The sequence below is a fragment of the Microbacterium hydrothermale genome (assembly GCF_004854025.1).
Lineage (GTDB): Bacteria > Actinomycetota > Actinomycetes > Actinomycetales > Microbacteriaceae > Microbacterium > Microbacterium hydrothermale.
The window spans coordinates 1-25,491 of the sequence record NZ_STGM01000006.1 but is presented as its reverse complement, the minus strand read 5'-3'; the positions used below and the strand labels follow the sequence as shown (position 1 = coordinate 25,491).

The window sequence follows — 25,491 nt, the reverse complement described above, 5'->3', positions numbered from 1 at the left end:
TTTTCGAGTGTTCAGAGGGATGCCACGGCAGCGGCCTCGACGGCGAGTCCGGCGCGGTAACGGTCGAGGTAGGCCGAGAACCCGGCGACATCCGCCGGGTCGGGGTCGGCGGTGGTGATGGGGGCGTCGGCGAAGACGACCTCGGCGAGGTAGGTGTCGAGTTCGCGGCCGGCGCCGTCGGCGACGTACGCCGCGAGCACGGCCATGCCCCACGCGCCGCCCTCGGACGCGGTCTCGGCGACCGCGACGGGGGCGTCGAGCGCCGCCGCGAGGAAGCGCTGCGCGACCCCCGCGGTGCGGAACATGCCGCCGTGCGCGTACATCTTGTCGAGGCCGACACCCTCGGCGTCCAGCACCGCCATGCCGAGCGCGAGCGTTCCGAAGACGCCGTACAACTGCGCGCGCATGAAGTTCGGCAGCGTCAGGCGGCTGTCGGGCGTGCGGACGACGAGCGGGCGGCCCTCCTCGAGACCCGCGATGGGTTCTCCGGCGAGGTGGTTGTACGCCAGCAGCCCACCGGCGTCGGCTTCGCCCTCGAGCGCGGCGGAGAAGAGCGCCGCGTAGGTGGCATCCGGGGACTGGGCGACGCCCGCCGCGGCCGAGAAGGCGGTGAACATGTTCGCCCAGGCCGCCAGCTCGCTCGCGCCGTTGTTGCAGTGCACCATCGCCACGGCGTCGCCCGAGGGGGTCGTCACGAGGTCGAGCTCGTGGTGCACCTCGGAGAGCGGGCGCTCGAGCACGACCATCGCGAAGATGCTCGTGCCGGCGCTGACGTTGCCCGTGCGGGGCGCCACGGCGCAGGTTGCGACCATGCCCGTGCCCGCGTCGCCCTCGGGCGGGGCGAACGGGATGCCGGGACGCAGCGTTCCGGTCGGGTCGAGCAGCCGTGCCCCGTCGTCGGTCAGGCTGCCGGCCGCGGCACCCGCGACGAGCACGCGCGGCAGCAGGTCGGAGAGCGTCGGGACGCGCCCGGCGGCCAGACCGTCGTAGCGGGCGACCAGCTCGGCGTCGTAGTCGCGGGTCGCGGAGTCGATCGGGAACATGCCCGACGCGTCGCCGACGCCGAGGATTTTCTCGCCCGTGAGCTTCCAGTGGACGTACCCGGCCAGCGTGGTGAGGAAGCGGATCTCGGGCACGTGGGGCTCGGCATCCACAACCGCCTGGTGCAGGTGCGCGATCGACCAGCGCAGCGGGATGTTCACGCCCAGCAGCTCGGTGAGCTCGGCCGCGGCGACGCCGGTGTTGGTGTTGCGCCACGTGCGGAAAGGCGCGAGGAGCTCCCCCTCGGCGTCGAAGGCGAGGTAGCCGTGCATCATCGCCGACACGCCCATCGCGGCGTAGCGCTCGGGGGTGACGCCGTGCTGCTGGCGGACGTCCTCGACCAGCTCGGCGTAGGCGGCCTGGAGGCCCGACCAGACGGCATCCAGTGAATAGGTCCAGAGCTTGTCGGCGTAGACGTTCTCCCACTCGTGGGAGCCCGTGGCGAGGACCTCGGCGTCGGGGCCGATAAGGCATGCCTTGATCCGGGTGGAGCCGAGCTCGATGCCCAGGCTGGCGCGGCCGTCGGTGATCAGGGCGTTCATCGGCGGTCGTCCGTGCTCTGTCCGTAGACGTTCTGGTAGCGGTTGTAGAGCGCGTCGATCCTGTCCTGCGGGATCGGCACGAGGGGGCCGGCCTCGCGGGCGTAGTGCACGGTGCGCGCGGCGTCCTCGCACATGACGGCGGCCTTGACGGCATCCTTCGCGCTGACGCCGATCGTGAACGGGCCGTGGTTCTGCATGAGCACGGCGCGGCTGCGGTGTCCGCTCAGGGTCTCGACGATGCCGCGCCCGATCGAGTCGTCGCCGATGATCGCGAACGGACCGACGGGGATGGGACCGCCGAACTCGTCGGCCATGCCGGTGATGACGCAGGGGATCTCCTCCCCGCGCGCCGCCCACGCCACAGCGAAGGTGGAGTGCGTGTGGACGACGCCGCCGACCTCGGGCATGTGGCGGTAGACGTAGGCGTGCGCCGCGGTGTCGCTGGAGGGGCTGCGCTCGGAGCCGGGTGCGCCGGGGATGGCGTTGCCGTCGAGGTCGCACAGGATCATGTTCTCGGGCGCGAGGTCGTCGTACGAGACTCCGGACGGCTTGATCACGAACAGGTCGGCCCCGGGGACGCGGCCCGAGACGTTGCCGCCGGTCCAGATGACGAGGTTGTAGCGCACGAGCTCGGCGTGCAGTCGCGCGACGTCGGCGCGGACGGCGTCGATGGCCTCCTGCACCTCGGGCGCGAACGTGGCGGCATCGGACACGCGGTCTCCTTCGACGGGTTCGGGGTCGGGGCGAGCGCCCTCGATCCGCAATGTTACCGGTAACATCCCTCTTCCGCGAGGGCGCCTTTCGCGGGTCGCCGCCTCGCCTGCGCCGAGATCACACGATCGGCGCGAGACGACGTGCTGCGGCGCGGCCGAACCGTCTGACCTCGCGCCGATCGTGTGATCTCGAGGCGCTGTCACGCCGGGCGGCGAGCGCGCGACCTACGATAAGCGGACGCTGTGCGACGTCAGGCCGGCGGGGCGGTGGAGTCCCGGACCACCAGCACGGGAGCCGCCGGCGCGACGACCGCGTCGCCCAGCACCGCGGCCACGGCGTACTCCGCCTCACCCTCGACATCGAGGCGCACCGTCGTGAGCGACGGCGTGTAGAACGCGGCATCCGGGTTGTCGTCGAAACCCGCGACCGAGACGTCGGCCGGCACCCGGAGTCCTCGGGACACGAGACCGGCCGTGAGCCCGAGGGCCATCTGATCGTTGGCGACCGCGACGGCCGTGGCCCCCGCCGCGAGGCCGGCGGCGACCGCCTCGGCGACGGCGGCCCCCGAGGCGGCGCTCCAGTCCCCCTCGAGCCGATCCGCGCGTTCGAGGCCGCGGCGGTCGACGGCGTCGGCGACGCCGGCCGTGCGCGCGAGGGCCTCGCGCCAATCCGACGGGCCGGCCACCTCGACGATGCGACGGTGCCCGAGGTCGGCGAGATGATCCACGACGAGGGCGGCCGCATCGCGTTGGCGACTCCCGGACTCGCCGTACAGCGGCACGATCGGCACGTCGTATCCCTCGAGAGGGGTGGCTCCGTGCGCGGCGACGAGCACGATCCCGTCGACCCCCTGATCCAGGAGGTGGCGCACGGCGGCGTCGATGTCGGCGGGGTCGTCCGAGTCGGTGTAGGCGGTCGAGATCCACCGACCGCGCGCCCGCGCGGCCCGCTCGAGGGCGGCGATCCCCGCGGCCGGCCCATGCAGGACGGCATCGGATGCCACGACCCCGACCGTTCGCGTCAGGCTCGTGCCGAGAGCGCGGGCGGCGTTGTTCACGCGATAGTCGAGGGCGGCGACCGCGTCGAGCACGCGCTCCCTGGTCGCCTCGCGGATGCCCGGGTACCCGTTCAGGACGCGCGAGACCGTCTGCGCCGACACCCCGGCGGCGACGGCGACGTCCCGCACGCCGATGCGCTTGCCGCCGGTGTCGCCGCTCATGAGGACTCACAGTAGCGGCGCGGGAGGGGCGCCACGGGCCGGATCCGCGACATCCCCCTCGGCGAAGGCACGCGCGCCCGCACCCCGGACGACCGGATGCCCCGGCTCCGTGGGGATCGGAACCGGGGCATCCGGGATCGTTCACTCGAAGTTGCGGTGACGCGCGACCAGGTCGTCGAATTGCGCGTCCGTGCGCCGGACGAGCATGAGATACAGCACGTCCCAGAAGATCCAGAGCGACTGCTCGAACAGGCTCCCCATCGCCTGGATGGTGGGGACCAGACCGCTCGGGTCGTCGGCACCGTAGGTGTGGGCGGGCACCGTCAGCACGATGTCGGCCAGCTGCGCGGTCGGCCCGTCGGGGACGGCCGTGGCGACGAGCAGCGTCGCCCCGGTCTTCTTGACCTGCTCCGCGACGTAGTGCAGGTGCGGGATGTTCGCCGGCCCGGTGGGCATGATGAACAGGTCGTCCGCCGTGACCGCGGGCGTGGTGTCGTCCCATCCCCAGTGCACGGTCTTGCCGAAGTGTGTGAGGCGCATCGCGAAGGCCTTGGAGCCGAGCCCCTCCCGCCCGATGCCGAGCACGAAGATGCGCTGGTGCTTCTCGAGGGCGTCGAGGGCGGCGTCGAGGTTCTCCTCCGGGACGCGGCGGAACACCTCCCCCAACTCGGCGACGACGGTCGAACTGATGTCCTGGAATTCCGACATGTGCGCGGTCCTTTCTTTCGTCTGCGGGCTCGGTCTCAGTGCGCGTTCGAGCGGGCGCCCCAGCGGCCGACGAGCAGCGCCAGGAGGATGACCGCACCGTACACGGCGTTGATCCAGAAGGTGGGGACGCCGGCGAGCGTGAGCACGTTCGTCAGGGTGCCGAGCAGCAGCACGCCCAGGAGCGCCCCCACGATGCGACCCTGCCCGCCGTTGAGCTGCACGCCGCCGATGACGGCCGCGGCGAGCGCGCTGAAGATGAGGTTGTCGCCCATGCCGCTGGTGACCGAGGCGAGACGCCCCGCGAGCATGAGACCGGCGAAGGCGGCGAGCGCGCTGGCCACGACGAACGCGGTGATGAGCACGGCGTCGACCCGGATGCCGGCGGCGCGGGCCGCGTCGGCGTTGCCGCCGATCGCGTAGAGCGCACGGCCCCACGCGGTGTAGCGCAGCACGAGCCCGGCGACGAGGAACAGGATGCCGGTGATCCAGATCGCCGCGGGGATGCCGACCCAGCGCGCCGAACCGACGTAGCGGAAGGCCTCGGGCAGGCCCGCGAGGGTCTTGCCCTGGCTGACGCCGAGCGTGATGCCGCGCAGCAGGATCAGCATCGCGAGCGTGACGATGAACGGATCGAGCTTGACCTTCACGACGAGGAAGCCGTTGATCAACCCGATCAGGACGCCGATCGCGAGGGTGACGAGGATGGCCACCCCGGGCCCGATCTCGGAGCCCAGGCCGCCCATCGCGGCCGGCACCATCAGCCACGCGGCGACCATCGGGGCCAGGCCCACGGTCGACTCGAGGGAGATGTCGAGCTTGCCGGTGATGAGGATGAAGGTCAGGCCGATCACGACGATGCCGAGTTCGGCGGACTGCCGCAGGATCAGCGTGAGGTTCGCGGCCGACAGGAACGCGGGGCTGACGAGGGCTCCGACGATCGCGACGATGATGAGGCCCGGCAGGACACTCAGCTCGCGCACGTTCTTCACGACGGAGCGCACCACGGGGTTCGGGGTGCTGACGGGGGTTCGGACGACGGTGGTTCGCACGGTGTTCACTCCAGGCCTTCGATGGCTCGAACGATGTCTTCTTCGGTGGGATCGGCGAGTTCGGACGAGATCCGTCCCTCGCGCATGATGAGGACGCGGGGGCTGACGAGCAGCTCCTCGACGTCGTCGGAGATGAGGATGACCGCGACGCCGTCGGCCAGGGCCCGCAGCATCAGGGCGTAGATGGCGTCCTTCGCGGCGATGTCGACACCCGCGGTGGGCGAGATGAGCACCAGCACGCGCGGGGAGCGCGCGAGCGCCCGCGCCAGAACGACCTTCTGCTGGTTGCCGCCGCTCAGACCCGACACGGCGAGCCGCGGGTCCGGCGGCACGAGGGCCACGTCGGCGATGAGCGTGCGCGACATCTCGGTCTGGGCTCGCGGCGAGAAGAACCCGCGCGGGGCGAGTTGGTCCATGACGCCCATGGTCATGTTCTCGGCGACGCTGAGCTGGGGGACGTATCCGTCCTTGTGCCGGTCGGCGGGGACGAAGCCGATGCCCGCCCGCTGGCTCGCCTTGACGTCGCCGGTGCGGATCGGATCCCCCGCGACGACGATCTCCCCGCTGCCGAGCGACCGGAGTCCCGCGATGGCCTCGCCCACGGAGTACTTGCCCGATCCGCCCACGCCGCCGATGGCGACCAGCTCACCGGGGGCGACCGAGAGGGTGACGTCCGTGAACGCCCCCTCCCGATCCGTGGCGCCCCGCAGCTGCACGGCGGGTCGGGCGTCGAGCGCCGGAGCGGTGTTCTCGGCACGGTGCCGACGCTGCTCCTGGCCCGCGAGCAGGGCGTCGACGAGGTCGTCGGAGCGGATGTCGTCACCGGTGCGCGACCAGAGCAGCTTCCCGTCCCGCAGCACGGTCGCCGAGTCGCAGATCGCGGTGACCTCCCGGAGGAAGTGCGAGACGAACACGAAGGTGACGCCCGCCTCCTGCAGCTCCTGCACCTTGTCGAAGAGGCGGCGGATGGCGGCGCCCTCGAGCTGGACGGTGGGCTCGTCGAGCAGGACGATGCGCGTGCCCGCCTCGAGCGCCTTCGCGATCGTGAGCATCTGACGCTCCTCGATGGGAGCGTCCGCGAGCAGCAGCTTCGGGTCGAGGCGGATGTTCCACGCGTCGAGGATCCGCTCGGCCTCGGACTGCATCTTCGCCCACGAGACGCGGGCGCCGGTGGTGGGCAGGCGCCCCGCGAAGAGGTTCTCGGCGATGGTGAGATTCGCGAAGACCGAGGGCCGCTGGTACACGCAGGCCACGCGCTGCTGCCAGGCCTTCGGGTCGGATGCCGGCGGGGCCGCCTCTCCGAAGAAGCTCACCGTCCCCGTGTCGGGCGTCTCGAGGCCCGTGATCATGCGCAGCAGGGTGGATTTACCCGCACCGTTGCGCCCGATGAGGCCGTGCACCTGCCCGGGGAGGATCGAGACGGAGACGTCTTGCAAAGCCTTCGTCGCACCGTAGGTCTTGCTCACGCCGTCGATCTGGATGGCGGGCACGGTGGTCGTGAGGATGGTCATGACGTCTCCGTCTCGCTGGGGTGGATGGCCGGGTTACTTGCTGACGCCGAACGCGTCGAGGGCGAACTGCTTGTTGCCCCAGAGTTCCGGGTCTTCGACGTTGTCCTTGGTGACGACGGGCGTGGGCAGCAGGTCGACGAGGTTGCCGTTGCGCTCCTCGATCGTGCTGCCGTGGTCGGTGGCTCCCGGCTGGAAGCTCTCGCCCTTGATGGCGCGGGTGAGGTAGTCGACGCCGTAGTCGATGTAGTCGGTCATCGGCTGGGCGACGGCGGCATCCAGCCATCCGTCGCGGATCGCGTTCATCGCCATCGGGCTGGCGTCGACCGAGACCTGCACGATGTGGCCCGTCTGCCCCGCGGGCACGAGCTTTCCTGCCGACTTGAGCGTGTCGAGGATCGTCGGGAAGAACGTCGCGTCGCTCTGGTTGTAGATGCCCGCGACGTTGCCGTACTGGTTCAGCGCGGTTTCGATACCGGATGCCGCCTTCGCGGGGTCCCACTCGGTGGCGACGTTCACGAGCTTGACGCCCGGGTACTTCGAGGCCATGCAGTCGTTGAACCCGTTGGTGCGATCGCGACCGTTCGAGGTGACCGGGTCGCCGTCGAGGGTGACGACGACCGCGTCGGCCGCGACGCGCTTGCCCATCTCCTCGCAGGCGAGCTCGCCCATCTGGACGTTGTCGGCACGGACGATCATGGCGATCTTGCCGGAGGCGGGAGCTTCGTCGATCGCGACGATCGGGACGCTCGAGTCGTTGGCGTACTCGATGGCCGGGACGATCGCGTCGGCGTCGCCGACGGAGATGACCAGGCCCTTGGCGCCCTTGTTGATGAGCGTCTGGATGTCGGTGATCTGCTGGGCGGCGTCGCGGTCGGCGTTGGTCGCCGGGATGGTGGCGTAACCGAGCTCGGCGAAGCGCTCCATGGAGCCGACGTTCTCAGCGTTCTGGAACGGGTCGGTGTGGGGCTGCGAGTAGCTCAGCGGGGTGTCGGCCGGCTCGCCGGATCCGGAGCCGGCGTCGCCGGATGCACCGCCCGCGCATCCGGCGAGCAGCAGCGCGCCGGCGCCGAGGAGGGCGAGTCCGGTGATGGGTGAAGTTCGCATGCGTACTTCCTCTCTGAAGTGCAGAAGCCTCTGGGGTAGATGGCGGTTTCGCTGTACAGGACCGAAGCCCTGCCCGTATCGTACGTCTTGTACGTACAGAATGTACAGCGCAAATCAGAAGATGCGAGCAGACGAAGGTTCGGGGGTTCGCGGGATCGGGTATCCGCACCGTCTGTACAGTCAGAACCAAACGTACGACGAAGGCGCGACGATGCGCACGACGACGAGGAGAATCACGTGGCGCACACGATCGAACGGGTCTCCCCCGTGCCGTATTACGAGCAGCTGTACGAGATCCTGCGCGAGCAGATCTCCCAGGGCGAGATCGCCGAGGAGGAACGCCTTCCCAGCGAGCTCGAACTCTGCCGCGAGTTCGGCCTCTCGCGGGCCACGGTGCGCCAGACGCTGACCAAGCTCGAGAACGACGGGTACGCGCACCGCATCCCGCGGCGCGGGGTGTTCGCGAGCGTCCCCGGCCAGACGGCCGGGTGGACGGTCCAGGAGGGCTTCCTCGAGTCGCAGTTGCGGCACGGACGCACGGGCATCACCACCACCGTCGTGCACTCGGGCTACGTCACGCCCGAGGCCCATGTCGCGGACGCCCTGCGCGTCGGCCCCGACACCGAGGTGTTCGCGCTGGAGCGCGTCCGGGCCCTCGACGGTCGCCGGGCCATGTACAGCACGAACTGGTTCCCCCGCGACGTGGCACGCACGATCGCGAGCGAATCGGGCGTGCTCGACGGCTCGGCCTCGCTGAACAGTCACCTCCGATCGGCGGGCTTCATCAGCAGCGGCGCGCAGCGGGTCATCCACGCCCTGGCCGCACCGGACGCGGTCGCCGCGCACCTCGACGTCGAGCCGGGCCACCCCGTGCTGCGCGTGCGCTCCTCGTCGTGGGCGGCCGATGGAACACGGTTCGATTACTACGAGACCTGGGTGCTCACCGACGTCATCCCGCTCGAGGTCAGCGTCTCGGCGAGCTGAGCTGCCTCACCCCAGCATCCCGCTGACGAAGCCTCCGAGGGCGTCGACCGGGTCGGGACGCCAACCGCGCGCGGTCGCCGCGAGCAGCGCGGCTCCGACGGCCGTGACCTCCGGCTCGAGGATGGGCACCGCGGGCGCGCCGTTCACCGCGGCCTTCAGCGCGATCCACCCCGGGGAGCGCACCCACCCCCCGGCCATGCGGACCTCGGCCGTGCCGCCGACGTCGCGTCGCACCGCGTCCACCGCGTCGCGACCAGCCACCGCGAGAGCTCCCAGCACCGCGGATGCGCGGGCCCGGGGATCGCTCGGCGCGTCGGGGGAGTACGACGGCTGCCCTCCGCCCCGCTGACCGGGGACGAACCAGCCCGACTCCCACAGCGGCAGCGGCGCGGAGCGACCGATCAACAGGTGCCGGATCGCGCGCCCCACTTCGGCGTCGCGCGAGGCCCATTGCACGTTGCGCGCCAACTCCTCGACGCGCAACAGGGTGCTGCCGGAGGCGCGGATGCCGGGGGCCACATCGACGTGGTCGTCGCCCCGCCGCCGCGCGGACGACGACTGAGCGACCACCACCTCGGCCGTGCCCATCGAATCGAGCACCGCCCCCGGGACCATGAGCTGCACGCCCCACCCTCCGATCGGGTGATCGTGGCCGCCGGCCACGGCGATGGCATCCGCCGCCATCACCCCCGCCGCGCGGAGCGCCGGCGACACGATCTCGCCGACCACCGCGCCGGTGGGGACGACCGGCGGCAGCAGGCTGTCGTCGCCGAGGGACACGGCCACGCGATCGCGATCCCAGGCTCGATCGCCGCTGCGCCAGGCCGCCGTGCGCGGGGCGAGCGTGTCGCTGAGGAAGGCGCGGCCGGTCCAGGCGACGGCGGGGAGGTCGGTGAGGGCGATCCACGCGGCGGCGCGCTCGACACCCGGCTGCGCCCGGGCCCACCGCCAGCCGATGAGCGAGCGCACCGGATCGGTGTCGACGTCGAAGCTGTCGTCGTCGACGAGGTCGGGGCGCAGCGCCTCGAAGACGGCGTGACGCCGCGGGTCGAACCACGCCAGGGCGGGGGTCAACGGGCGCAGCAGCCCGTCGACGAGGACGCCGTCCTCCCCGATCCCGGCGACGCAGAGGGCGTGGATCACGCGGCTGTCGCCGCAGACCTCGACGACCATGTCCTCGATCGCGAGCACCAGAGCGGCTGCGTCGACGGAGAGATCGGTTCCGGCGCGCCGCGTGGGACGACTGGCGCGAGCGACGACGGCGCCGTCCGCGGTCACCGCGACGACCTTGGTGTTGGTACTGCCCACGTCGATGCCCACCGCGACGGGGAGGCGTGCGCGCAGGGTCACCGTCGATTCCTCCCGGGGAGCGAGGACGTGCGCCCTCCCCTCGACCTTAGCGGCGCGACTCAGACGCGCGCGGGCGTGGGGGACGGAGCGCTCGCGAGGTAGCCGAGGGCGATCTGCGCGTCGTGGTGCTGCCGCACGACCTGGGGCGCGGGCGGTGCGGGGGCCACGGGAGAGGTCTCCACCGGCCACCGGGGGAAGGAACCGGTGAGCGCGGCCGCCGCCTGCATCGCGGCGCCCTTGGCGACGTACTCGTCCGCCGACGGCACCGCGAGGGGCAGGTCGACGAGCTCGGCCAGCACGCGCTGCACGGCACGGTTCTTGGCCGCCCCGCCGATCACCAGCACCCTGCGCGAGTGCACGCCGCACGCGGCGAGCGCGTCCAGCATCGCGACCTGGCTCGCCACTGTCCCCTCGACGATCGCGCGCGCCATGTTCGCGCGCGTGAAGTTCGACAGGCTGGCGCCCAGCACGGCCGCCCGCGCGTGCGGGAGGTCGGGCGTGCGCTCCCCCTCGAAGTACGGCAGCAGCGTCAGTCCCTCCGCTCCGGGGGGTGCCGCGAGCGCCAGTTCGGCGAGCTCGTCGTGCGTGCATCCCAGCAGTTCTGCACCGACCTGCAGGTTGCGCGCCGCGTTCAGGGTCGCGACGATCGGCAGGTGATCGCCGGTGGCGTCGGCGTAGCTGCAGACGTAGCCGGCGTAGTCGTGGACCGGATCTGCCGTCCGCGCGTAGACGACGCCCGATGTGCCCAGGCTCAGCACGGCGTCCCCCTCTTCGAGACCCAGCGCGAGAGCCGCGGCGGCGTTGTCGCCGCTGCCGACCCCGATCGGAAGGCCGGCGGGGATGCCGGGGAGTCCGGCCGCCGTCACCCCGGCGCGATCGAGGGGGCCGAGGATGACGGGCAGCACGACCTGGCGCCCGAACGCGTGCTCGAGAAGATCGGGGGTGTACTCCCCCGTCTCGCCGGACCAGTATCCGGTCCCCGACGCCTCCGACCGGTCCGTGACGAGGCTGTCGATGCCCCCCGTCCCGGGACCGAATCCGCGCAGACGCCACGTGAGCCAGTCGTGCACCACGGCGATGGCCGCGGTGCGGGCGGCGGCATCCGGGAGCTCGTCTCGCAACCAGCGCGCCTTGACGACCGTGTCCGACAGGGTCAGGGGCAGACCGGTCCGCCGGATCCAGGTGTCCCGGCCCAGCTCGGCGTTCAGCGCCACCATGTGCGGGTGGGAGCCCACATCGTTCCAGAGGGGCGACGCGGTCACGGGGGTTCCGGTCGCGTCGAGGAAGATCGGCGTGTGCTGCTGCCCGCTCACCGACACCGCGAGCACGTCGTCGAGTCCTCCCGCCGCGTGCACGGCGTCGAGGAGGGCGTACCACCACACGTCCGGGTCGACGATCGTCGCGGCGGGGTGCGGCGCCGATCCCTCTCGGATGCAGGCCCCGGTGTCGAGGTCGCGCACGGTGACCTTGCAACTCTGGGTGGACGAGTCGATTCCCGCGACGAGCCTCATCGCTGCGCCTTTCGTTCGGAGGAGCGTGCGGCGGTCACGCCGGCATCGCCTTCAGGTGTTCCCAGCGCGCGGCGGAGGAGGAGACCCCGTCCTGCAGCATCCGGTGGCGTCGCAGGTCGGGAGCGATCTCGCGAGGGAGCGCGTCCTCCCAGGGGCGGCGGATGCCGTGCGCCAGCGCTTGCGCTCCGCGGGAGACGATCTCGTCGACGCCGGCGGCGCTGACCGGAGCGCCGAGCAGGTCGGCTTTGAGCTGAAGCCAGAGGGGGTTGGATGCCGCGGGCCCGATGACCTTCACGCGGTCCAGTTCCGCGCCGAAGAGGGCCCAGACGTCCGCGAATTGGCGGGCGAGCCCGAGGAAGCACCCGAACACGAGTTCGACGGCGGTGGTGTCGGTGCCCACGCCCGCGATCGCACCGCGGGCGCTCGCATCCTTGTCCGGGGGCGGGCTGCCGCGGAAACGCGGGAGGACCAGGGGAATCCGGCCGAGATCGATCTCGTCGTCGAGGTAGGCACGGTGAGCGCGGTCGATGAGCGCGAGCACCTCCGCCTCGTCGCGATCGAGGAGCGAGCGCACCGTCGCGAAGGCCGAGCCTCCCGTCGGAATGGAGGCGAAGAGCGTGAAGAACTCGCCGTCGCAGGCGAGACCGCCCGCGATCTTGGTGGCCGCGGTGGCGGCATCCGTCCGCGGATCGCGCACGAGCGTGAGGATCCCCTCGGTGGTCCCGGTGGAATCGAGCATCTCCCCCGGCTGGAGGTCGGCGCCGACGCCCCCGACCATGTGATCGTGGCCGGCGACGTGGACCGTCACCTCGTCGAGGCCCCAGGTGCGCGCGATCGCGGGGTCCATCGCGACGCCGAGCGCCGCCGGACGCAGCGGGGGAAAGATCGCCGGATCGACGCCGAGGAGCGCGCACACCTCGCGCGAGGGGCGCCGTTCGCGCAGGTCGAGCGCCATGGTGCGACTGGCGAGCGAGGGCTCGGACCAGCGTCGCCCGGTCAGCAGCGCGGCGACGAACTCCGACACGTTGAGCCACAGGGCGCCGCCGGTGTCGCCCTCGGCGTGAGCCAGCGCCCACGCGACCTTGGACAGCGCGTAGTTCGCGTTGACGGGCAACCCGGTGACGGCGTAGACGCGTTCCCGCTGGGTGGGGGTGACGTCTCGCAGCAGGGCGGCGCCGCGCTGATCGTGCCAGAGGATCATGGGCGATCGCAGCGAGAGGTCGGCGCCGACGAGCCCTCCCGATTCACCCACGCCCGTGAGCGCGATGCGCTGGACCGCGCGACGCAGAGCCGGTTCCAGACCCGCGACGAAATCCCGGACGGCGTCGAGGAGCGCCTCGATGTCGTAGACCTCGCCGACCCCGTCGCCGACGGTGGGCGTCGCGACGCGTCGCGAGGCGACGAGAGCGCCGTCGCCGTCGAACACGCAGAGCTTGATGCTCGTCGTGCCGATGTCGACCGTGATCGTGGGGGTCATGCGCGTCAGAGGGAGGGGTTGAGCATGCGGATACGGCGCTCGACGACGTCGGAGATCGCCGCGACCGCGTCGAGGGAGACCCGGATGAGGGAATTCTCGTTCGGGTTCGCGGCGTACGCCTCGCCGAAGCTGCGGATCATGGCGTTGCGCAGGTCGCTCGCGACGTTGACCTTGACCACACCGAAGTCGGCCAGGCGGCCGAGCTGCTCCTCGGGCAGGCCCGAGCCGCCGTGGATGACGAGGGGGACCGGACTGGCCGCGCGCACGCGCTCGAGGAGGTCGAAGTCGATGCGGGCGTTCGGCGCGTACCCGTGCACATTGCCCACCGACACCGCGAGCATGTCGCAGCCGACGGCGGCGACGAAGTCGGGCACCTGCGCGGGGTCCGTCGTGCTGGCGAACTCCGGGGCGACGTCGTCTTCTTTGCCGCCGATGCTGCCGAGTTCCGCCTCGAGGGCGATCGACGCACCGCACATGCGCCGCGCCGTCGCCGACGTGGCGGTGTTCTCGGCCAGCGGCTCCTCCGAGGCGTCGATCATGATCGAGGTGAAATCGGCGGCCAGGGCCGCTTCGACGGCCGCGAGCGACTTGCCGTGGTCGAGGTGCAGGGCGACCGGCACGGTCGTGTCCGCCAGGCGCCGCGCGACCATGTCGTACACGTACTCGTAGCCGGAGAGCTTCACGTTCGTCGGAGCGACCTGGATGAAGGTCGGCACACCGACCTTCTCGACCGCATCGATGATGCCCATGGTCGTCTCGATGTTCGTGGTGTTGAACGCCCCCGCCACGAGCCCGCGGGCCGTGCACTCCTGGATGACGTCGTGTCCGCTGACCAAAGGCATGGGCAGTCCCTCCGTTGTGGTGACGGAGGCGGGACGGCGAGGCGTCCCGGGTCGATCCGTCCGCGGTCCCTTCCGCGTTGGATGTCAGCGTAGTGCGTAACGTCCATATCGTCCAGTCTGTACGTACAAGATGGATGACAGGGAAGCGCATCGGCGCTCGAAGTACGCCGCCGAGGTTCACTCAGCCCCTCGGGGAAGAGCGAACGCGCGCAGACGCGGGGGCGCGGACCGCCGTCGTCGCGACCCCCGCCGGGAGGACGGATGCGCGAACGCGCGGCGATTGATCGGGGCGCTCGACACCCTGAGGGAGCGCTCCCGCGAAGAACCCGCCGACGCCCCCCTTACAAGGCGTCGACGGGTCCTGTCCTACTCTGGCGTATCCGGGTTCGCCGAATCCACCTCGATTCGCGCGGTCAGCTCTCCGTCGCGCGCAGCGCCGCGACCGCGTCGTACTGCGAGCGGATGATCGGGCGGTGGTCGGGATCGACCGCGCGGGTCGTCGACACGGTCCAGTCCACCGGACCGCCCGCGAGCACCCCCGCCGCCTGGCGCGCGGCACCGAGAGCGACGTACTCCCCCGCCGCCGGCACGACGATCTCGGCGTCGAACACCTGCGCCGCGATGCGCGCCACGGCGTCGTTCGCGGCCGCCCCGCCGATCAGCAGCACGCGGCGAACCTCGACGCCCTGCGCCTGGATCGCCTCGAGGCCGACCGCGAGACCGCTCAGCATCCCCTCGATCGCAGCGCGCGCGAGCGTCGGACGAGTGGTGGATGCCAGGGTCAGACCCGTCAGCGACGCCGTCGCGTTCGGCAGGTTCGGGGTGCGTTCGCCCTCGAACCACGGCACCAGCACCACGCCGTCGGCGCCGGGTTCGGCCTCGAGCGCCAGGGCGCCGAGTTCGTCGTGCGTGACGCCGAGCAGACCCGCGACGGCGTCGAGCACGCGCGCGGCGTTGAGGGTCGCGACCAGCGGCAGGAACTTTCCCGTCGCGTCGGCGAACCCGGCCACCGTGCCGGTGGTGTCGCGCGCGGGGGCGTCGGCTACGGCGAAGACGGTGCCCGAGGTGCCGAGCGAGACGACCACGTCGCCGACCCCCGCGCCGAGGCCCAGGGCCGCGCCGGCGTTGTCGCCGGCGCCCGGTCCCACGAGCGCCCCGCCGGGCAGCGTGCCCGCGCTCTCCCACGGCGCGAGCACGCGCGGGCGCACCGCGTCGTGGCCGAGGGCGCGCACGAACAGGTCGTCGTCGTACCCGTCCGCGCCCCAGTACGCGGTACCCGAGGCGTCGGAGCGGTCGGTGACGAGCTCCTCGAGCACGGCATTCCCCGGGCCGAAGCCGCGCAGACGCCAGGTCAGCCAGTCGTGCGGCAGCGCAACGGCCGCGACGCGCGCGGCGTTGTCGGGCTCGGCGTCGCGCAGCCAGCGCAGCTTCGTGCCCGTGAACGACGCCACGGGCACCGCCCCCGTCCGCTCCGCGAACTCCGCCGCTCCGACCTCGTCGATCAGGTCGCGCGCGGCCGGCGCCGACCGGGTGTCGTTCCAGAGCAGGGCGTCGCGGATGACCGCCCCCTCGGCATCCAGCACGACCATGCCGTGCTGCTGCCCCGCGATCGAGACGGCGGCGACGTCGTCGAGACCACCGGCCTGGGCGATGGCATCCTGAAGCGCGCTCCACCAGGCCTCGGGGTCGACGGAGGTGCCGGCGGGATGCGACGCACGCCCCTCGCGCACCACGCGCCCGGTCTCGGCGTCGACGACGACCACCTTGCACGACTGCGTCGACGAGTCGACTCCCATGACGAGCGCCATGCTCACTCCCTCTGTCCGCGCCGCCCGACTCTGGGCCGGCGCTCCGTTCCGTCAGCGCCGCCCCGCCGGGTCGGCACCCCACCACCGTTCAGTGTCCAAGACACGCGAATCGCGCGCGACCGCATCCGCGTGTCGTGGACACTCAACGCTGAGGAGAGGGGCCCGGATGCCGCGGCATCCGGGTCCCTCCGACGCTCAGCGCGCGCCGAGCAGGTGCTCGGTGGCGAGCTGCTGCAGGCGGACGAAGCCGAAGCCCTTGCCGCCGAGGTAGGCGTCGACGTCGAAGTCCTCGTACGCCGAGCGGTCGGCGAGGAGGTCGTCGTACGACTCGCCCTCGTTCAGGGTCGGCTTCGCGAGCTCGGCGACCTTGGCGGCCTCGAGCGCCTCCTGCACCTCGGGGTCGGCGCGGAAGGCCGCGGCGCGCTCCTTGAGCAGCAGGTAGGTGTTCATGTTGGCCGAGACGGAGTCCCAGACGCCGGTCTCGTCCTCGGTGCGCGAGGGCTTGTAGTCGAAGTGGCGGGGGCCGTCGTACGCGGGCACACCGCCGGGGCCGCCGTTCTCGAGCAGGTCGACCAGCGCGAACGCGTTGTGCAGGTCACCGTGACCGAAGACGAGGTCCTGGTCGTACTTGATGCCGCGCTGACCGTTGAGGTCGATGTGGAAGAGCTTGCCGTGGTACAGCGCCTGGGCGATGCCGGCGGCGAAGTTCAGACCGGCCATCTGCTCGTGGCCGACCTCGGGGTTCAGGCCGACGAGCTCGGGGCGCTCGAGCGAGTCGATGAACGCGATCGCGTGGCCGAGCGTCGGCAGCAGGATGTCGCCGCGGGGCTCGTTGGGCTTGGGCTCGATGGCGAAGCGGATGTCGTAACCCTTGTCGGTGACGTAGTCGCCGAGCAGGTTGACGGCCTCGCGGTAGCGCTCGAGCGCCTGACGGATGTCCTTCGCGGAGTCGTACTCGGCACCCTCGCGGCCGCCCCACATGACGAACGTCTTCGCGCCGAGCTCGGCGGCGAGGTCGAGGTTGCGCAGCACCTTGCGCAGGGCGAAGCGGCGCACCTGACGGTCGTTCGAGGTGAAGCCGCCGTCCTTGAAGACCGGGGCCGAGAAGAGGTTGGTCGTGACCATCGGCGTCACGATGCCGGTGGCCTCCATCGCGCCCTTGAGGCGGTCGATCTGGGTCTGACGCTCGGCGTCGGTCGAGCCGAACGCGAAGAGGTCGTCGTCGTGGAACGTCAGGCCGTAGGCGCCGAGCTCGGCGAGCTTCTCGACGACGTGCACGACGTCGAGCGGCTTGCGGGTGGGACCGCCGAAGGGGTCGGTGCCGTTGTATCCGACGGTCCAGAGGCCGAACGAGAACTTGTCATCGCGGGTGGGGGTGGGCATTCCTGCTCCTTCGCATGGACGCACCGGTGCGCGGTGACGCACCGTCGGTTTTGTTGGTGCTCACAACATATACCCCGGATGCCGCGGCGTCCACCCCCGCGTCAGCGCCCGAGCGCCGCGTCCACCACCGCGAACACCTCGGGGTCCCAGGTGAGCGCGCGCTCCCACGGCAGACCGAACGCCTCGGCGAAGAAGATGCTGTGCACGTGGTCGTCGAACGCGTGCCGCTCGACGATCGGCAGCACCGCGGAGGGCACGTGATCGGCACGGCCGCTGGCGAGGGAGACCAAGCCGTCGTGGGGCCACAGCTGCGCCGGCGCGGTCGACGCGGCGAAGTACCCGGCACCGACGGCGGTCACCGGGATGCCGTCGAGCACGCCCACCTGACGGTCGTTCCAGCCGCGCAGGTACCGACGCGAGACCTCCGCGGCCGCCCCCTCGGAGTTCGCGGCCGCGTACGGGCGGGCCTCGGCGAGGATCTGCAGGGTGGCGGGGTCGCCCTGGGCATCGGCCTCGGAGATCTCGCCGTCGATCAGGTCTCCGAGGACCGATCCGTCCCAGGGCGTGCCCAGGGTCACGAGATGCTCCACCCGCGGACCGCCGCCCGCGAGCTCGCGGATCGCGGCGCGCGAGAACAGTCCGCCCATCGAGTGACCGACGAGGTCGATGCTCGCCAGCCCCTGCTCGCCGGCGAGCCACCGCAGGAAGGCGGCGAGCGAGACCCCGGCGTCGTCGATCCGTCCGACGGCGTTGATCGTGACCGCGTCCGACAGCACGACAGGCACGTCGTCGAAGCCCTGCCACCCGGCATCCCGCTCGACCGTCCCCGCCCCGATGCGGGCGGGCGCCGTGAACACGGGCACCCCTCGGTCGAGGTGGTGCGCACGGAGCGCCGTCATGGTGTTGCCGGCCGCGAACCCCGTCGCCGCCGCCCGCTCGGGGTCGGTGAACGGGGTGACAGCGGCACCACCGGAGACGAGGACGACGGCATCGGCCATGAGGACTCCTTCGGGTCGGATCCCGGTCAGGATAGGGCAGACCGCCGACACCGGCCGACCGCGGCCCGGGCCGGTCGCGTGTCCGCGTCATACCGCGCCGGCCCGGCCCGCTCCGGAGCGTCGGGAGACTCCGCCGGAGCAGCGGCGGCCGGGGCCGGGGCCGGGCGCGCCGGGAGCCGCAGGAGCGGAGGCGGGCGGGGCCGGGCGCGGCGGGGCCGGGCCTCAGCGCGGGAGCGCGTCCTCGATCGCCGCGACGACCTCGGGGGCGTCGGGCAGGGTGCGCGGGCTGAAGCGCGTCACGCGACCGTCGGGGGCGACGACGAACTTCTCGAAGTTCCACGAGATGCGACCGGTCTTGCCCTCGGCATCCGGGGTCGTCGTGAGCTCCTTGTAGAGCGGGTGGGCGTTGCGGCCGTTGATCTTCACCTTCTCCGACATCGGGAAGGTCACGCCCCACGTGGCGGAGCAGTACTCGGCGATCTTGTCCTCGTCGCTGAGCTCCTGCAGGAACTGGTTGCTGGGGAAGCCGATCACCGTGAACCCGCGGTCGGCGTACTTCTTGTGCAGCGCCTCGAGCGCCTCGTACTGCGGGGCGAGGCCGCACCGCGAAGCGACGTTCACGACGAGCGCCGCCTTGCCGGCGGTCAGGTCGCCGAAGGTCGTCTCTTCGCCGCGGATGGTCGTGATGGGGATGCCGGAGAGGTCCATGCTCCGATCCTGGCACCGCGCGCTTTGCCCGGGGTGGGAATCGGTCCGGCGCATGGCACAGTGGTCGGATGGTCACCGCGGGCAGTCGGGGCGACGGCATGCGCCGCGCCAACCTGGCACTCGTGCTGCGCACCGTCCATCGCGAGGGCCCGCGCTCCCGCGCCGCCCTCACCGAGGCGACCGGCCTCAACCGCTCGACGATCGCCGATCTCGTGGGAGAGCTGCAGCGGGCGGGCCTCGTCGTCGAGCGCGCGTCCGAGACGCAGGGACGCGTCGGACGCCCCTCGCCGATCGTCGAACCCGACCCGCGCGTCGTCGCGATCGCGGTGAATCCCGAGGTCGACGCCCTCGACCTCGGCGCGGTCGCTCTCGACGGCACGATCGTGGTCCGCGAGCGCCTCGCCCAGGACGCGCTGCTCACCCCCGCGCGCACCGCCGAGCTCGTCGGCATCCATCTCGATCTCTGGCGGGGCGGCGTCCTCGCCGACGCGCGACCGGTCGGGGTGGGCGTGGCGGTGCCGGGGCCTGTGCGGGCCGGGGACGGACTCGTCCGCGAGGCGCCGCACCTCGGGTGGCACGACGCGCCGCTCGCCGGATTGATGACGGATGCCACGGGCCTGCCCTCGCACGTCGCCAACGACGCCGCCCTCGGCGCGGTGGCCGAGCACCTGTTCGGCGCCGCGCGCGGGGTGCACGACGTGGTCTACCTCAACGGCGGCGCGAGCGGTATCGGCGGGGCCGTGATCGTGGGCGGGAATCCCCTGGGCGGCGCAGGCGGGTACGCCGGCGAGTTCGGCCAGAACCGTCCCGGCATCGTCGACCCCGGCGACCGTCGGGCCGCCGACGGCGTGCTCGAAGACGAGGTGAGCCGAGCCCTGCTGCTCGACGCGGTGGGAGCGGGCGCCCTCGACGACGCGGCCCTGCGCGACGCCCTCGCCCGCAGTTCCGACGCCGCGGTGCGCGCCGAGACCGAGCGCCAGCGGCGGATCCTCGCGACCGCCCTGGCCAATGCCGCGAACGTCATGAACCCCGCGGTGATCGTGCTGGGAGGCTTCCTCGCCGCTCTCGCCGAACTCGACCTCGACGGCCTCGATCGGGCCGTGCGGGCGCAGACGATCCCCGCGTGCGCCGAGGGGTTGCGCGTGGCCGTCGCCGAACTGGGCGAGGACCGCCTGCTCGTCGGCGCGGCCGAGGCCGTGTTCGAGGCCGCACTGTTCCCCGCGCGCTGACCGGGGCCGGCCGCGCGCGGAGAGGCGTCGGCCCGGGCCGCGGTCGGCGGAGCCGGTGCCGGCCCGCCCCGATGTCGGTGGGACGGGGCAGGATGGAGGCGTCCGCCCCGTCCCACCCCAGGAGATTCCATGATCGAGACGCGTTCCGCCGGAGCCACCTGGTCGGGCAACCATCGCTATCGCGCCACCGAGGTGCTGCTGCCCACCGACCTCGACGAGCTCGCCGAGGTCGTGGCATCCGCCGATTCGCTGCGCGTACAGGCGACCCGGCACACGTTCAACGACATCGCCGATTCCGCGGCGGCTCTCGTGTCGCTCGAGCGGATGCCGACGCGCGTCGACCTCGTCGGCGATCGCGTGCGGGTCGAGGGACTCGTGACCTTCGCGCAGCTCGCTCCGGTGATCGAGGCGCACGGCCGGGCGCTGCACAACCTCGGCTCGCTCCCGCACATCTCGGCCGCGGGCGCCACCGCGACCGGAACGCACGGATCGGGCGTGCGCAATGGAAACCTCTCGAGCGCGGTGCGGGCCGTCGAGATCATGGATGCCGACGGCCGCACGCACCGCATCGACGAGACGCACGAGTGGTTCGGCGCGGCCGCCCTGAGCCTGGGCGCCCTCGGCGTCGTCACCGCCGTCGAGCTGCAGACCGAGCCGACGTACGAGGTGACCCAGCAGGCGTACACCGGCGTGGCCTGGGACGACATCGCGGGCGACCCCGAGCGGGTGTTCGGCGGGTCGCGCAGCGTCAGCGTCTTCACGACGTGGGGCGACCCGGCGCACGACCTGGTGTGGGCCAAGAACGACGCGGGGGCCCCGGCCTGGGTCGAGGATCTCGGCGGCCGGCCGGTCGGTGACGACATCCACCTCGGTCGCATCCGCACGGTCGACAACACGACCCCGCGCGGGTCGGCCGGGCCGTGGCACACGCGGCTCCCGCACTTCCGCGCCGACGCGCTCCCGAGCGACGGCGACGAGATCCAGTCCGAGTACTTCGTGCCGTTCACCGCCGCGCGCGACGCCCTCGCCGCGGTCCGCGCGATCGCGCCCGCGTTCGACGCGCAGCTGCTGGTGACCGAGCTGCGCACCGTCGCCGCCGACGACCTGTGGATGAGCCCCGCGTACCGGCGCGACGTGCTCGCGATCCACTTCACCTGGCGCAACGACACCGAGGGCGTGCTCGCGGTGCTGCCGCACATCGAGGCCGCCCTCGCACCGTTCGACGTGCGCCCGCACTGGGGCAAGGCGTTCACCATGCCCGGCGAGGCCGTCCGCGCCACCCTCCCCCGTGCCGAGGACTTCCTCGCCACCGCGCGCGAGGCCGACCCGCGGGGTGTCTTCCGCAACGCGTTCCTGGAGCGCACGCTGGGCCTGTAGCCCGGCCCGCGGCCCCGGCATCCACCTGGATCCCGCCGCGGAGCACGACGACCGGGAGGCGACCCAGCCTCCCGGCGCGCCGGTCAGCGGCTCGAGTAGCCGCCGTCGATGGGGAGCGAGACGCCCGAGATCATTCCGGCGCCGTCGCTGAGCAGGAACACGATCGGGGCGGCGATGTCGTCCTCGGTCGCCCACTTGTGCAGGGGCATCGCCTCGAGGAAGGGCCCCTCGATGTCGGGGCGGCCCCAGTACCACGCTGACATCGGCGTCATGACGACGGTCGGGTTGACGCTGTTGACGCGAATGCCGTATCCGCCGAGCTCGAGGGCCGAGACGCGCGTGATGTTGTCGAGGGCGGCCTTCGACGAGCCGTACGAGATGTGTCCGGTGAGGGCGACGAGGCTCGCCTGGCTCGAGACGTTGACGATCGCACCGCCCTTGCCGACGCGGATCATCTCTCGGGACGCGTACTTGGTGACCAGCAGCGAGCCGCGCGCGTTGATGCTCATGACCTTGTCGAAGACGTCGATGTCGGTGTCCATGGGCGTGGCGATCTCGCCGCCCCAGCCACCGCAGTTGACGACGCCGTAGAGGTCGCGGCCCTCGATCGCGGAGCGGATCTCGTCCTCGGACTCGAGGTCGAAAACGACCGGCTCGGCCCCGGTCTCGGCGGCGATCGCCTCGACGCTGTCGGCCGTGCGCCCGGCGGCGAGGACGGTCGCTCCCGCGGCGACGAGGTGGCGGACGGTCGCGCCGCCGATCCCGCCACCGGCGCCGGTGACGAGGATGGTGCGGTCGGTGAATTCGGTCATGGGGAGGCTCTTTCGCGGGCTCGGTGTCGTGGACGACGTCGGTGTCGTCGCGGCCCATGATAACCACAGAATCACGCGGATGACTTCGGTGTCATGACGAATTGGTCACGGGTGTTGACACCGGTGTCACGGTGGGCTTACCGTAACCGGAGTTCGACCGGTGGGGCCCTCCACCGGACCGCTTCATCGACGCAGCACTCCGACGTGCGGCGTCCCCGGAAGGACCACACCGCCGTGACCCGCACCTCGCAGAACGCTCGGCCGATCGCCGCCGCGACCGTGCACCTCGACGATCTCGTCGAGCGTGCGCGCACTCTCGTCGCGACCGGTGAGCGCCGCGTTCTGGGACTCGCCGGCACCCCCGGCGCGGGCAAGTCCACCGTCAGCGACGCGCTGCTCGCCGCCCTCGGCTTCGATGCCGTCCTGGTGGGCATGGACGGCTTCCACCTCGCCAACGAGGAGCTCGTGCGTCTCGGACGCCGCGACCGCAAGGGCGCCCCCGACACCTTCGACGTCGACGGATACATCGCCCTCCTCGACCGCATCCGGGCCGGTCACGCGGTCTACGCCCCGCGCTTCGATCGCGCCCTGGAGGAGTCGATCGGCTCGGCCGTGCACGTGCCCGCCGACGTGCCGCTCGTCATCACCGAGGGCAACTACCTGCTGCACGACGCTTTCGGGTGGGATGCCGTGGCATCCCGCCTCGACGAAGTCTGGTTCCTCGACATCGAGGCGCACCTGCGCCGCGAGCGCCTCGTCGCCCGCCGCCTCTCCCACGACCACCCCTACGACGAAGCCGTCGCCTGGGTCCGCGAGGTCGACGAGCGCAACGCCGCCGTCGTCGAGCGCGGACGCCACCGGGCCGACCTCGTCGTCACCCTCTCCGACGCCCCCGCCCGGGGCGCCGGTCACCACGAAGGAGCTTCCTCATGAGCACCACCACGTCCACGCCCGTGCTGCAGGCGCGGGGCCTGTCGCGTCAGTTCGGGTCCGTCCGCGCCCTGAACAACGTCGACTTCGAGGTCTACCCCGGCGAGGTCACCGCACTGATCGGCGACAACGGCGCGGGCAAGTCGACGCTGGTCAAAGCCCTGTCGGGAAACCTCGCGGTCGACGAGGGCGAGATCCGCTTCGACGGCAAGCCGATCGACATGTCGAATCCGCAGGTCGCCTCCTCCCTCGGCATCGAGACGGTCTACCAGGATCTGGCGCTGGCCCCGCACCTCGACCCGGTGCAGAACATGTACCTGGGCCGCGAGATCCGCCGGCCCGGCCTCGCCGGGGCCCTCGGCTTCATGAAGACGAAGGACATGGCGAAGGCCTCCCGTGCCGCGTTCGACGAACTCGGCGCCACGGTGCGCAGCCTCACCTCGCCCGTCGGCGAGATGTCGGGCGGTCAGCGTCAGGCGATCGCGATCGCCCGGGCGGTGCACTGGGCCTCGCGCGTCGTGTTCCTCGACGAACCGACCGCCGCCCTCGGCGTGCGTCAGACCAAGAACGTGCTCGAGACCATCCGGCGCGTGCGCGACAAGGGCATCGCCGTGGTCTTCATCTCGCACTCGATGCCCCACGTCATCGACGTCTCCGACCGCATCCAGGTGCTGCGCCTGGGCACCCGCGTCGCGAACATCCAGGCCGCGGACACCTCCATGGAAGAACTCGTCGGGCTCATGACCGGCGCCGTCACGAAGGACGACCAGAAGTGAGCACCACGACCCCTCCCACCGAGACCGTCGCGATCGGCACGTTCGACGACAACCAGAAGGTCAACCCGGTCCGCCGCATCCTCCGCACGCAGGCCTTCCAGATCCTCCTCGTCCTGCTGGCGATCATCATCGTCTTCAGCATCATCGCGCCCGACTCGTTCGCGCAGTGGACCAACTTCCGCCTCATCATTCAGAACGCCTCGATCCTCGCGGTCCTCGCGGTGGGCATGACCTACGTCATCATCACCGCCGGCATCGACCTCTCGGTCGGGTCGGTCCTGGTGTTCTCGGGCGTGGTCGCGGCCATCGTCATGCGGGCGCTCGGCGGAGAGGGCTGGGGCGTGGCCGTCGTCGGCATCCTGGTCGCGATCCTGAGCGGCGTGTGCTGGGGTCTGCTGAACGGCTTCCTCATCGCGAAGGCGAAGATCCCGCCGCTCATCGTCACCCTGGGATCGCTCGGCATGGCCCTCGGCCTCGCGCAGATCCTCACCGGCGGCGTCGACATCCGCGACGTCCCCACCGTACTGACCGTCTCGATCGGCTACGGCAACGTCTTCGGCAGCGTCCCGATCATCAGCGTCATCGCCCTCGTGGTCGTCGCGATCGGCGCGATCGTGCTGCACTACACGCGCTTCGGCCTCTACACGCTGGCGGTCGGATCGAGCGAGATCGCCGCCCGCCGCGTCGGCGTCAAGGTCGACGCGCAGCTCATCAAGATCTACACGATCTCGGGCGCTCTGGCCGGGCTCGGCGGCATCCTGTCTCTCTCGCAGTTCTCCACGACGGCGATCGCGGGGCAGTCGCAGACCAACCTCAACGTCATCGCGGCCGTGGTGATCGGCGGGACCTCCCTCTTCGGCGGGGTCGGCACGATCATGGGCACGGTCGTCGGCCTGTTCATCCCGGCGGTGCTGCAGAACGGCTTCGTCATCACGGGCGTGCAGCCGTTCTGGCAGCAGGTGGCTGTGGGCGCGGTGCTGATCACGGCGGTGTACGTCGACCAGGTGCGCCGCACCGCCGCCACGCGCGGCAACTCTCAAGGCCTCTGGCGCAAGTTCCTCAGCGGAGGTCGGCGCGGCTGAGCCGCGGCGGCATCCTTCCCTCACAACCCCTTACCCAACCCGACAACAAGAACGGTGATCACAATGAAGTGGAACAAGAAGGCGACCGCGCTGACGGTCTTCGGCATGGCGGCGACCCTGACCCTCGCGGGCTGTTCGGGCGGAGCCGCCTCGGGCGGCGCGTCGGGCGGTTCCGACGGGGGCTACAAGATCGCGTTCGTGCAGGGCGTCGCCGGGGATGAGTTCTACATCTCCATGCAGTGCGGCATCGAAGCCGAAGCCAAGACCGAAGGCGCCACCGTCACCACCCAGGGCCCCGAGAAGTTCGACCCCACCCTGCAGAAGCCCATCGTCGAC

At 71.6% G+C, this 25,491-nt stretch carries 22 protein-coding genes and 1 pseudogene; 7 read left to right on the top strand and 16 right to left on the bottom strand.

What is annotated here, in order from left to right:
- Positions 1–11 precede the first annotated feature (11 nt).
- The 7 genes from FB047_RS12165 to FB047_RS12135 form a co-directional block, all read right to left on the bottom strand.
- Positions 12–1,583, bottom strand: a complete 1,572-nt coding sequence (locus tag FB047_RS12165; protein WP_136587480.1) for a xylulokinase — start codon at positions 1,581–1,583, stop codon at positions 12–14.
- Complete coding sequence (locus FB047_RS12160; RefSeq protein WP_136587479.1) at positions 1,580–2,296, bottom strand: L-ribulose-5-phosphate 4-epimerase; 717 nt, start codon at positions 2,294–2,296, stop codon at positions 1,580–1,582. Before FB047_RS12160 ends, FB047_RS12165 begins: the two co-directional genes overlap by 4 nt.
- A 251-nt stretch (positions 2,297–2,547) precedes the next feature.
- Complete coding sequence (locus FB047_RS12155) at positions 2,548–3,516, bottom strand: LacI family DNA-binding transcriptional regulator (RefSeq protein WP_136587478.1); 969 nt, start codon at positions 3,514–3,516, stop codon at positions 2,548–2,550.
- Positions 3,517–3,657: 141 nt separating this feature from the next.
- Positions 3,658–4,224, bottom strand: coding sequence for an SIS domain-containing protein (locus FB047_RS12150; RefSeq protein WP_136587477.1), 567 nt, complete (start codon positions 4,222–4,224; stop codon positions 3,658–3,660).
- Positions 4,225–4,259: 35 nt separating this feature from the next.
- Positions 4,260–5,282, bottom strand: coding sequence for an ABC transporter permease (locus FB047_RS12145; RefSeq protein ID WP_136587476.1), 1,023 nt, complete (start codon positions 5,280–5,282; stop codon positions 4,260–4,262).
- Positions 5,279–6,784, bottom strand: coding sequence for a sugar ABC transporter ATP-binding protein (locus FB047_RS12140; protein ID WP_136587475.1), 1,506 nt, complete (start codon positions 6,782–6,784; stop codon positions 5,279–5,281). Before FB047_RS12140 ends, FB047_RS12145 begins: the two co-directional genes overlap by 4 nt.
- A gap of 33 nt (positions 6,785–6,817) precedes the next feature.
- The gene (locus tag FB047_RS12135; RefSeq protein ID WP_136587474.1) at positions 6,818–7,888 is read right to left on the bottom strand and encodes a sugar ABC transporter substrate-binding protein; all 1,071 of its coding nucleotides are present in this window, start codon (positions 7,886–7,888) and stop codon (positions 6,818–6,820) included.
- Positions 7,889–8,125: 237 nt separating this feature from the next.
- Here FB047_RS12135 and FB047_RS12130 point away from each other — a divergent pair, with 237 nt between their 5' ends.
- Positions 8,126–8,872, top strand: coding sequence for a GntR family transcriptional regulator (locus FB047_RS12130; RefSeq protein WP_167494232.1), 747 nt, complete (start codon positions 8,126–8,128; stop codon positions 8,870–8,872).
- 6 nt (positions 8,873–8,878) lie between these two features.
- Here the strand turns inward: FB047_RS12130 and FB047_RS12125 are convergent, their stop codons facing one another.
- From FB047_RS12125 to FB047_RS12090, 8 genes are all read right to left on the bottom strand, one after another.
- Positions 8,879–10,222: an FGGY-family carbohydrate kinase gene (locus tag FB047_RS12125; protein WP_167494231.1), complete on the bottom strand. Its 1,344-nt coding sequence runs from the start codon at positions 10,220–10,222 to the stop codon at positions 8,879–8,881.
- Positions 10,223–10,281: 59 nt separating this feature from the next.
- Positions 10,282–11,733, bottom strand: coding sequence for an FGGY family carbohydrate kinase (locus FB047_RS12120; RefSeq protein ID WP_136587471.1), 1,452 nt, complete (start codon positions 11,731–11,733; stop codon positions 10,282–10,284).
- 34 nt (positions 11,734–11,767) lie between these two features.
- On the bottom strand, positions 11,768–13,210 hold the full coding sequence (locus FB047_RS12115) for an FGGY-family carbohydrate kinase (RefSeq protein WP_136587470.1): 1,443 nt from the start codon (positions 13,208–13,210) through the stop codon (positions 11,768–11,770).
- Positions 13,211–13,215: 5 nt separating this feature from the next.
- Positions 13,216–14,052 carry a class II fructose-bisphosphate aldolase gene (locus tag FB047_RS12110; protein WP_136587469.1) on the bottom strand — a complete coding sequence of 279 codons (837 nt, stop codon included), beginning with the start codon at positions 14,050–14,052 and terminating at the stop codon, positions 13,216–13,218.
- A 413-nt stretch (positions 14,053–14,465) separates the two neighbouring features.
- Positions 14,466–15,860 (bottom strand): xylulokinase, encoded by a 1,395-nt coding sequence (gene xylB, locus FB047_RS12105; RefSeq protein ID WP_136587468.1) that lies wholly within the window; start codon positions 15,858–15,860, stop codon positions 14,466–14,468.
- A gap of 195 nt (positions 15,861–16,055) precedes the next feature.
- Positions 16,056–17,243 carry a xylose isomerase gene (gene xylA, locus FB047_RS12100; protein ID WP_136587467.1) on the bottom strand — a complete coding sequence of 396 codons (1,188 nt, stop codon included), beginning with the start codon at positions 17,241–17,243 and terminating at the stop codon, positions 16,056–16,058.
- A gap of 101 nt (positions 17,244–17,344) precedes the next feature.
- Complete coding sequence (locus tag FB047_RS12095; protein ID WP_136587466.1) at positions 17,345–18,241, bottom strand: esterase/lipase family protein; 897 nt, start codon at positions 18,239–18,241, stop codon at positions 17,345–17,347.
- Between the two features lie 222 nt (positions 18,242–18,463).
- Positions 18,464–18,949, bottom strand: coding sequence for a glutathione peroxidase (locus FB047_RS12090; RefSeq protein ID WP_136587465.1), 486 nt, complete (start codon positions 18,947–18,949; stop codon positions 18,464–18,466).
- 68 nt (positions 18,950–19,017) lie between these two features.
- Between FB047_RS12090 and FB047_RS12085 the strand changes: the two genes are divergently transcribed.
- Both FB047_RS12085 and FB047_RS12080 read left to right on the top strand, forming a co-directional pair.
- The gene (locus FB047_RS12085; RefSeq protein ID WP_136587464.1) at positions 19,018–20,178 is read left to right on the top strand and encodes an ROK family transcriptional regulator; all 1,161 of its coding nucleotides are present in this window, start codon (positions 19,018–19,020) and stop codon (positions 20,176–20,178) included.
- A 129-nt stretch (positions 20,179–20,307) separates the two neighbouring features.
- The gene (locus FB047_RS12080) at positions 20,308–21,555 is read left to right on the top strand and encodes a D-arabinono-1,4-lactone oxidase (RefSeq protein ID WP_136587463.1); all 1,248 of its coding nucleotides are present in this window, start codon (positions 20,308–20,310) and stop codon (positions 21,553–21,555) included.
- Positions 21,556–21,638: 83 nt separating this feature from the next.
- On the opposite strand, the gene FB047_RS12075 is transcribed toward FB047_RS12080, so the two are convergent.
- Positions 21,639–22,367 carry an SDR family oxidoreductase gene (locus FB047_RS12075; protein ID WP_136587462.1) on the bottom strand — a complete coding sequence of 243 codons (729 nt, stop codon included), beginning with the start codon at positions 22,365–22,367 and terminating at the stop codon, positions 21,639–21,641.
- A 234-nt stretch (positions 22,368–22,601) separates the two neighbouring features.
- On the opposite strand from FB047_RS12075, the gene FB047_RS12070 reads away from it, so the two are divergent.
- The 4 genes and pseudogenes from FB047_RS12070 to FB047_RS17105 form a co-directional block, all read left to right on the top strand.
- Positions 22,602–23,300, top strand: coding sequence for a nucleoside/nucleotide kinase family protein (locus FB047_RS12070; RefSeq protein WP_240752779.1), 699 nt, complete (start codon positions 22,602–22,604; stop codon positions 23,298–23,300).
- A complete protein-coding gene (locus FB047_RS12065) occupies positions 23,297–24,073 on the top strand; it encodes an ATP-binding cassette domain-containing protein (RefSeq protein ID WP_136587460.1) in 777 nt (258 codons plus the stop codon). The genes FB047_RS12070 and FB047_RS12065 overlap by 4 nt, the downstream gene beginning before the upstream one ends.
- Positions 24,070–25,155: an ABC transporter permease gene (locus FB047_RS12060; RefSeq protein ID WP_136587459.1), complete on the top strand. Its 1,086-nt coding sequence runs from the start codon at positions 24,070–24,072 to the stop codon at positions 25,153–25,155. Before FB047_RS12065 ends, FB047_RS12060 begins: the two co-directional genes overlap by 4 nt.
- Positions 25,156–25,218: 63 nt before the next feature.
- A pseudogene (locus tag FB047_RS17105) lies at positions 25,219–25,491 on the top strand (hypothetical protein); the annotation flags it as partial.

What these genes read in the sequence shown, in the direction of transcription:
- FB047_RS12115 (WP_136587470.1), bottom strand. Translation starts at nt 13,210, where the DNA reads ATGACCCCCACGATCACGGTCGACATCGGCACGACGAGCATCAAGCTC.
- FB047_RS12165 (WP_136587480.1), bottom strand. Translation starts at nt 1,583, where the DNA reads ATGAACGCCCTGATCACCGACGGCCGCGCCAGCCTGGGCATCGAGCTC.
- FB047_RS12075 (WP_136587462.1), bottom strand. Translation starts at nt 22,367, where the DNA reads ATGACCGAATTCACCGACCGCACCATCCTCGTCACCGGCGCCGGTGGC.
- xylA (WP_136587467.1), bottom strand. Translation starts at nt 17,243, where the DNA reads ATGCCCACCCCCACCCGCGATGACAAGTTCTCGTTCGGCCTCTGGACC.
- FB047_RS12090 (WP_136587465.1), bottom strand. Translation starts at nt 18,949, where the DNA reads ATGGACCTCTCCGGCATCCCCATCACGACCATCCGCGGCGAAGAGACG.
- FB047_RS12135 (WP_136587474.1), bottom strand. Translation starts at nt 7,888, where the DNA reads ATGCGAACTTCACCCATCACCGGACTCGCCCTCCTCGGCGCCGGCGCG.
- FB047_RS12150 (WP_136587477.1), bottom strand. Translation starts at nt 4,224, where the DNA reads ATGTCGGAATTCCAGGACATCAGTTCGACCGTCGTCGCCGAGTTGGGG.
- FB047_RS12065 (WP_136587460.1), top strand. Translation starts at nt 23,297, where the DNA reads ATGAGCACCACCACGTCCACGCCCGTGCTGCAGGCGCGGGGCCTGTCG.
- FB047_RS12110 (WP_136587469.1), bottom strand. Translation starts at nt 14,052, where the DNA reads ATGCCTTTGGTCAGCGGACACGACGTCATCCAGGAGTGCACGGCCCGC.
- FB047_RS12080 (WP_136587463.1), top strand. Translation starts at nt 20,308, where the DNA reads ATGATCGAGACGCGTTCCGCCGGAGCCACCTGGTCGGGCAACCATCGC.
- FB047_RS12120 (WP_136587471.1), bottom strand. Translation starts at nt 11,733, where the DNA reads ATGAGGCTCGTCGCGGGAATCGACTCGTCCACCCAGAGTTGCAAGGTC.
- FB047_RS12085 (WP_136587464.1), top strand. Translation starts at nt 19,018, where the DNA reads ATGGTCACCGCGGGCAGTCGGGGCGACGGCATGCGCCGCGCCAACCTG.
- xylB (WP_136587468.1), bottom strand. Translation starts at nt 15,860, where the DNA reads ATGGCGCTCGTCATGGGAGTCGACTCGTCGACGCAGTCGTGCAAGGTG.
- FB047_RS12140 (WP_136587475.1), bottom strand. Translation starts at nt 6,784, where the DNA reads ATGACCATCCTCACGACCACCGTGCCCGCCATCCAGATCGACGGCGTG.
- FB047_RS12095 (WP_136587466.1), bottom strand. Translation starts at nt 18,241, where the DNA reads ATGGCCGATGCCGTCGTCCTCGTCTCCGGTGGTGCCGCTGTCACCCCG.
- FB047_RS12155 (WP_136587478.1), bottom strand. Translation starts at nt 3,516, where the DNA reads ATGAGCGGCGACACCGGCGGCAAGCGCATCGGCGTGCGGGACGTCGCC.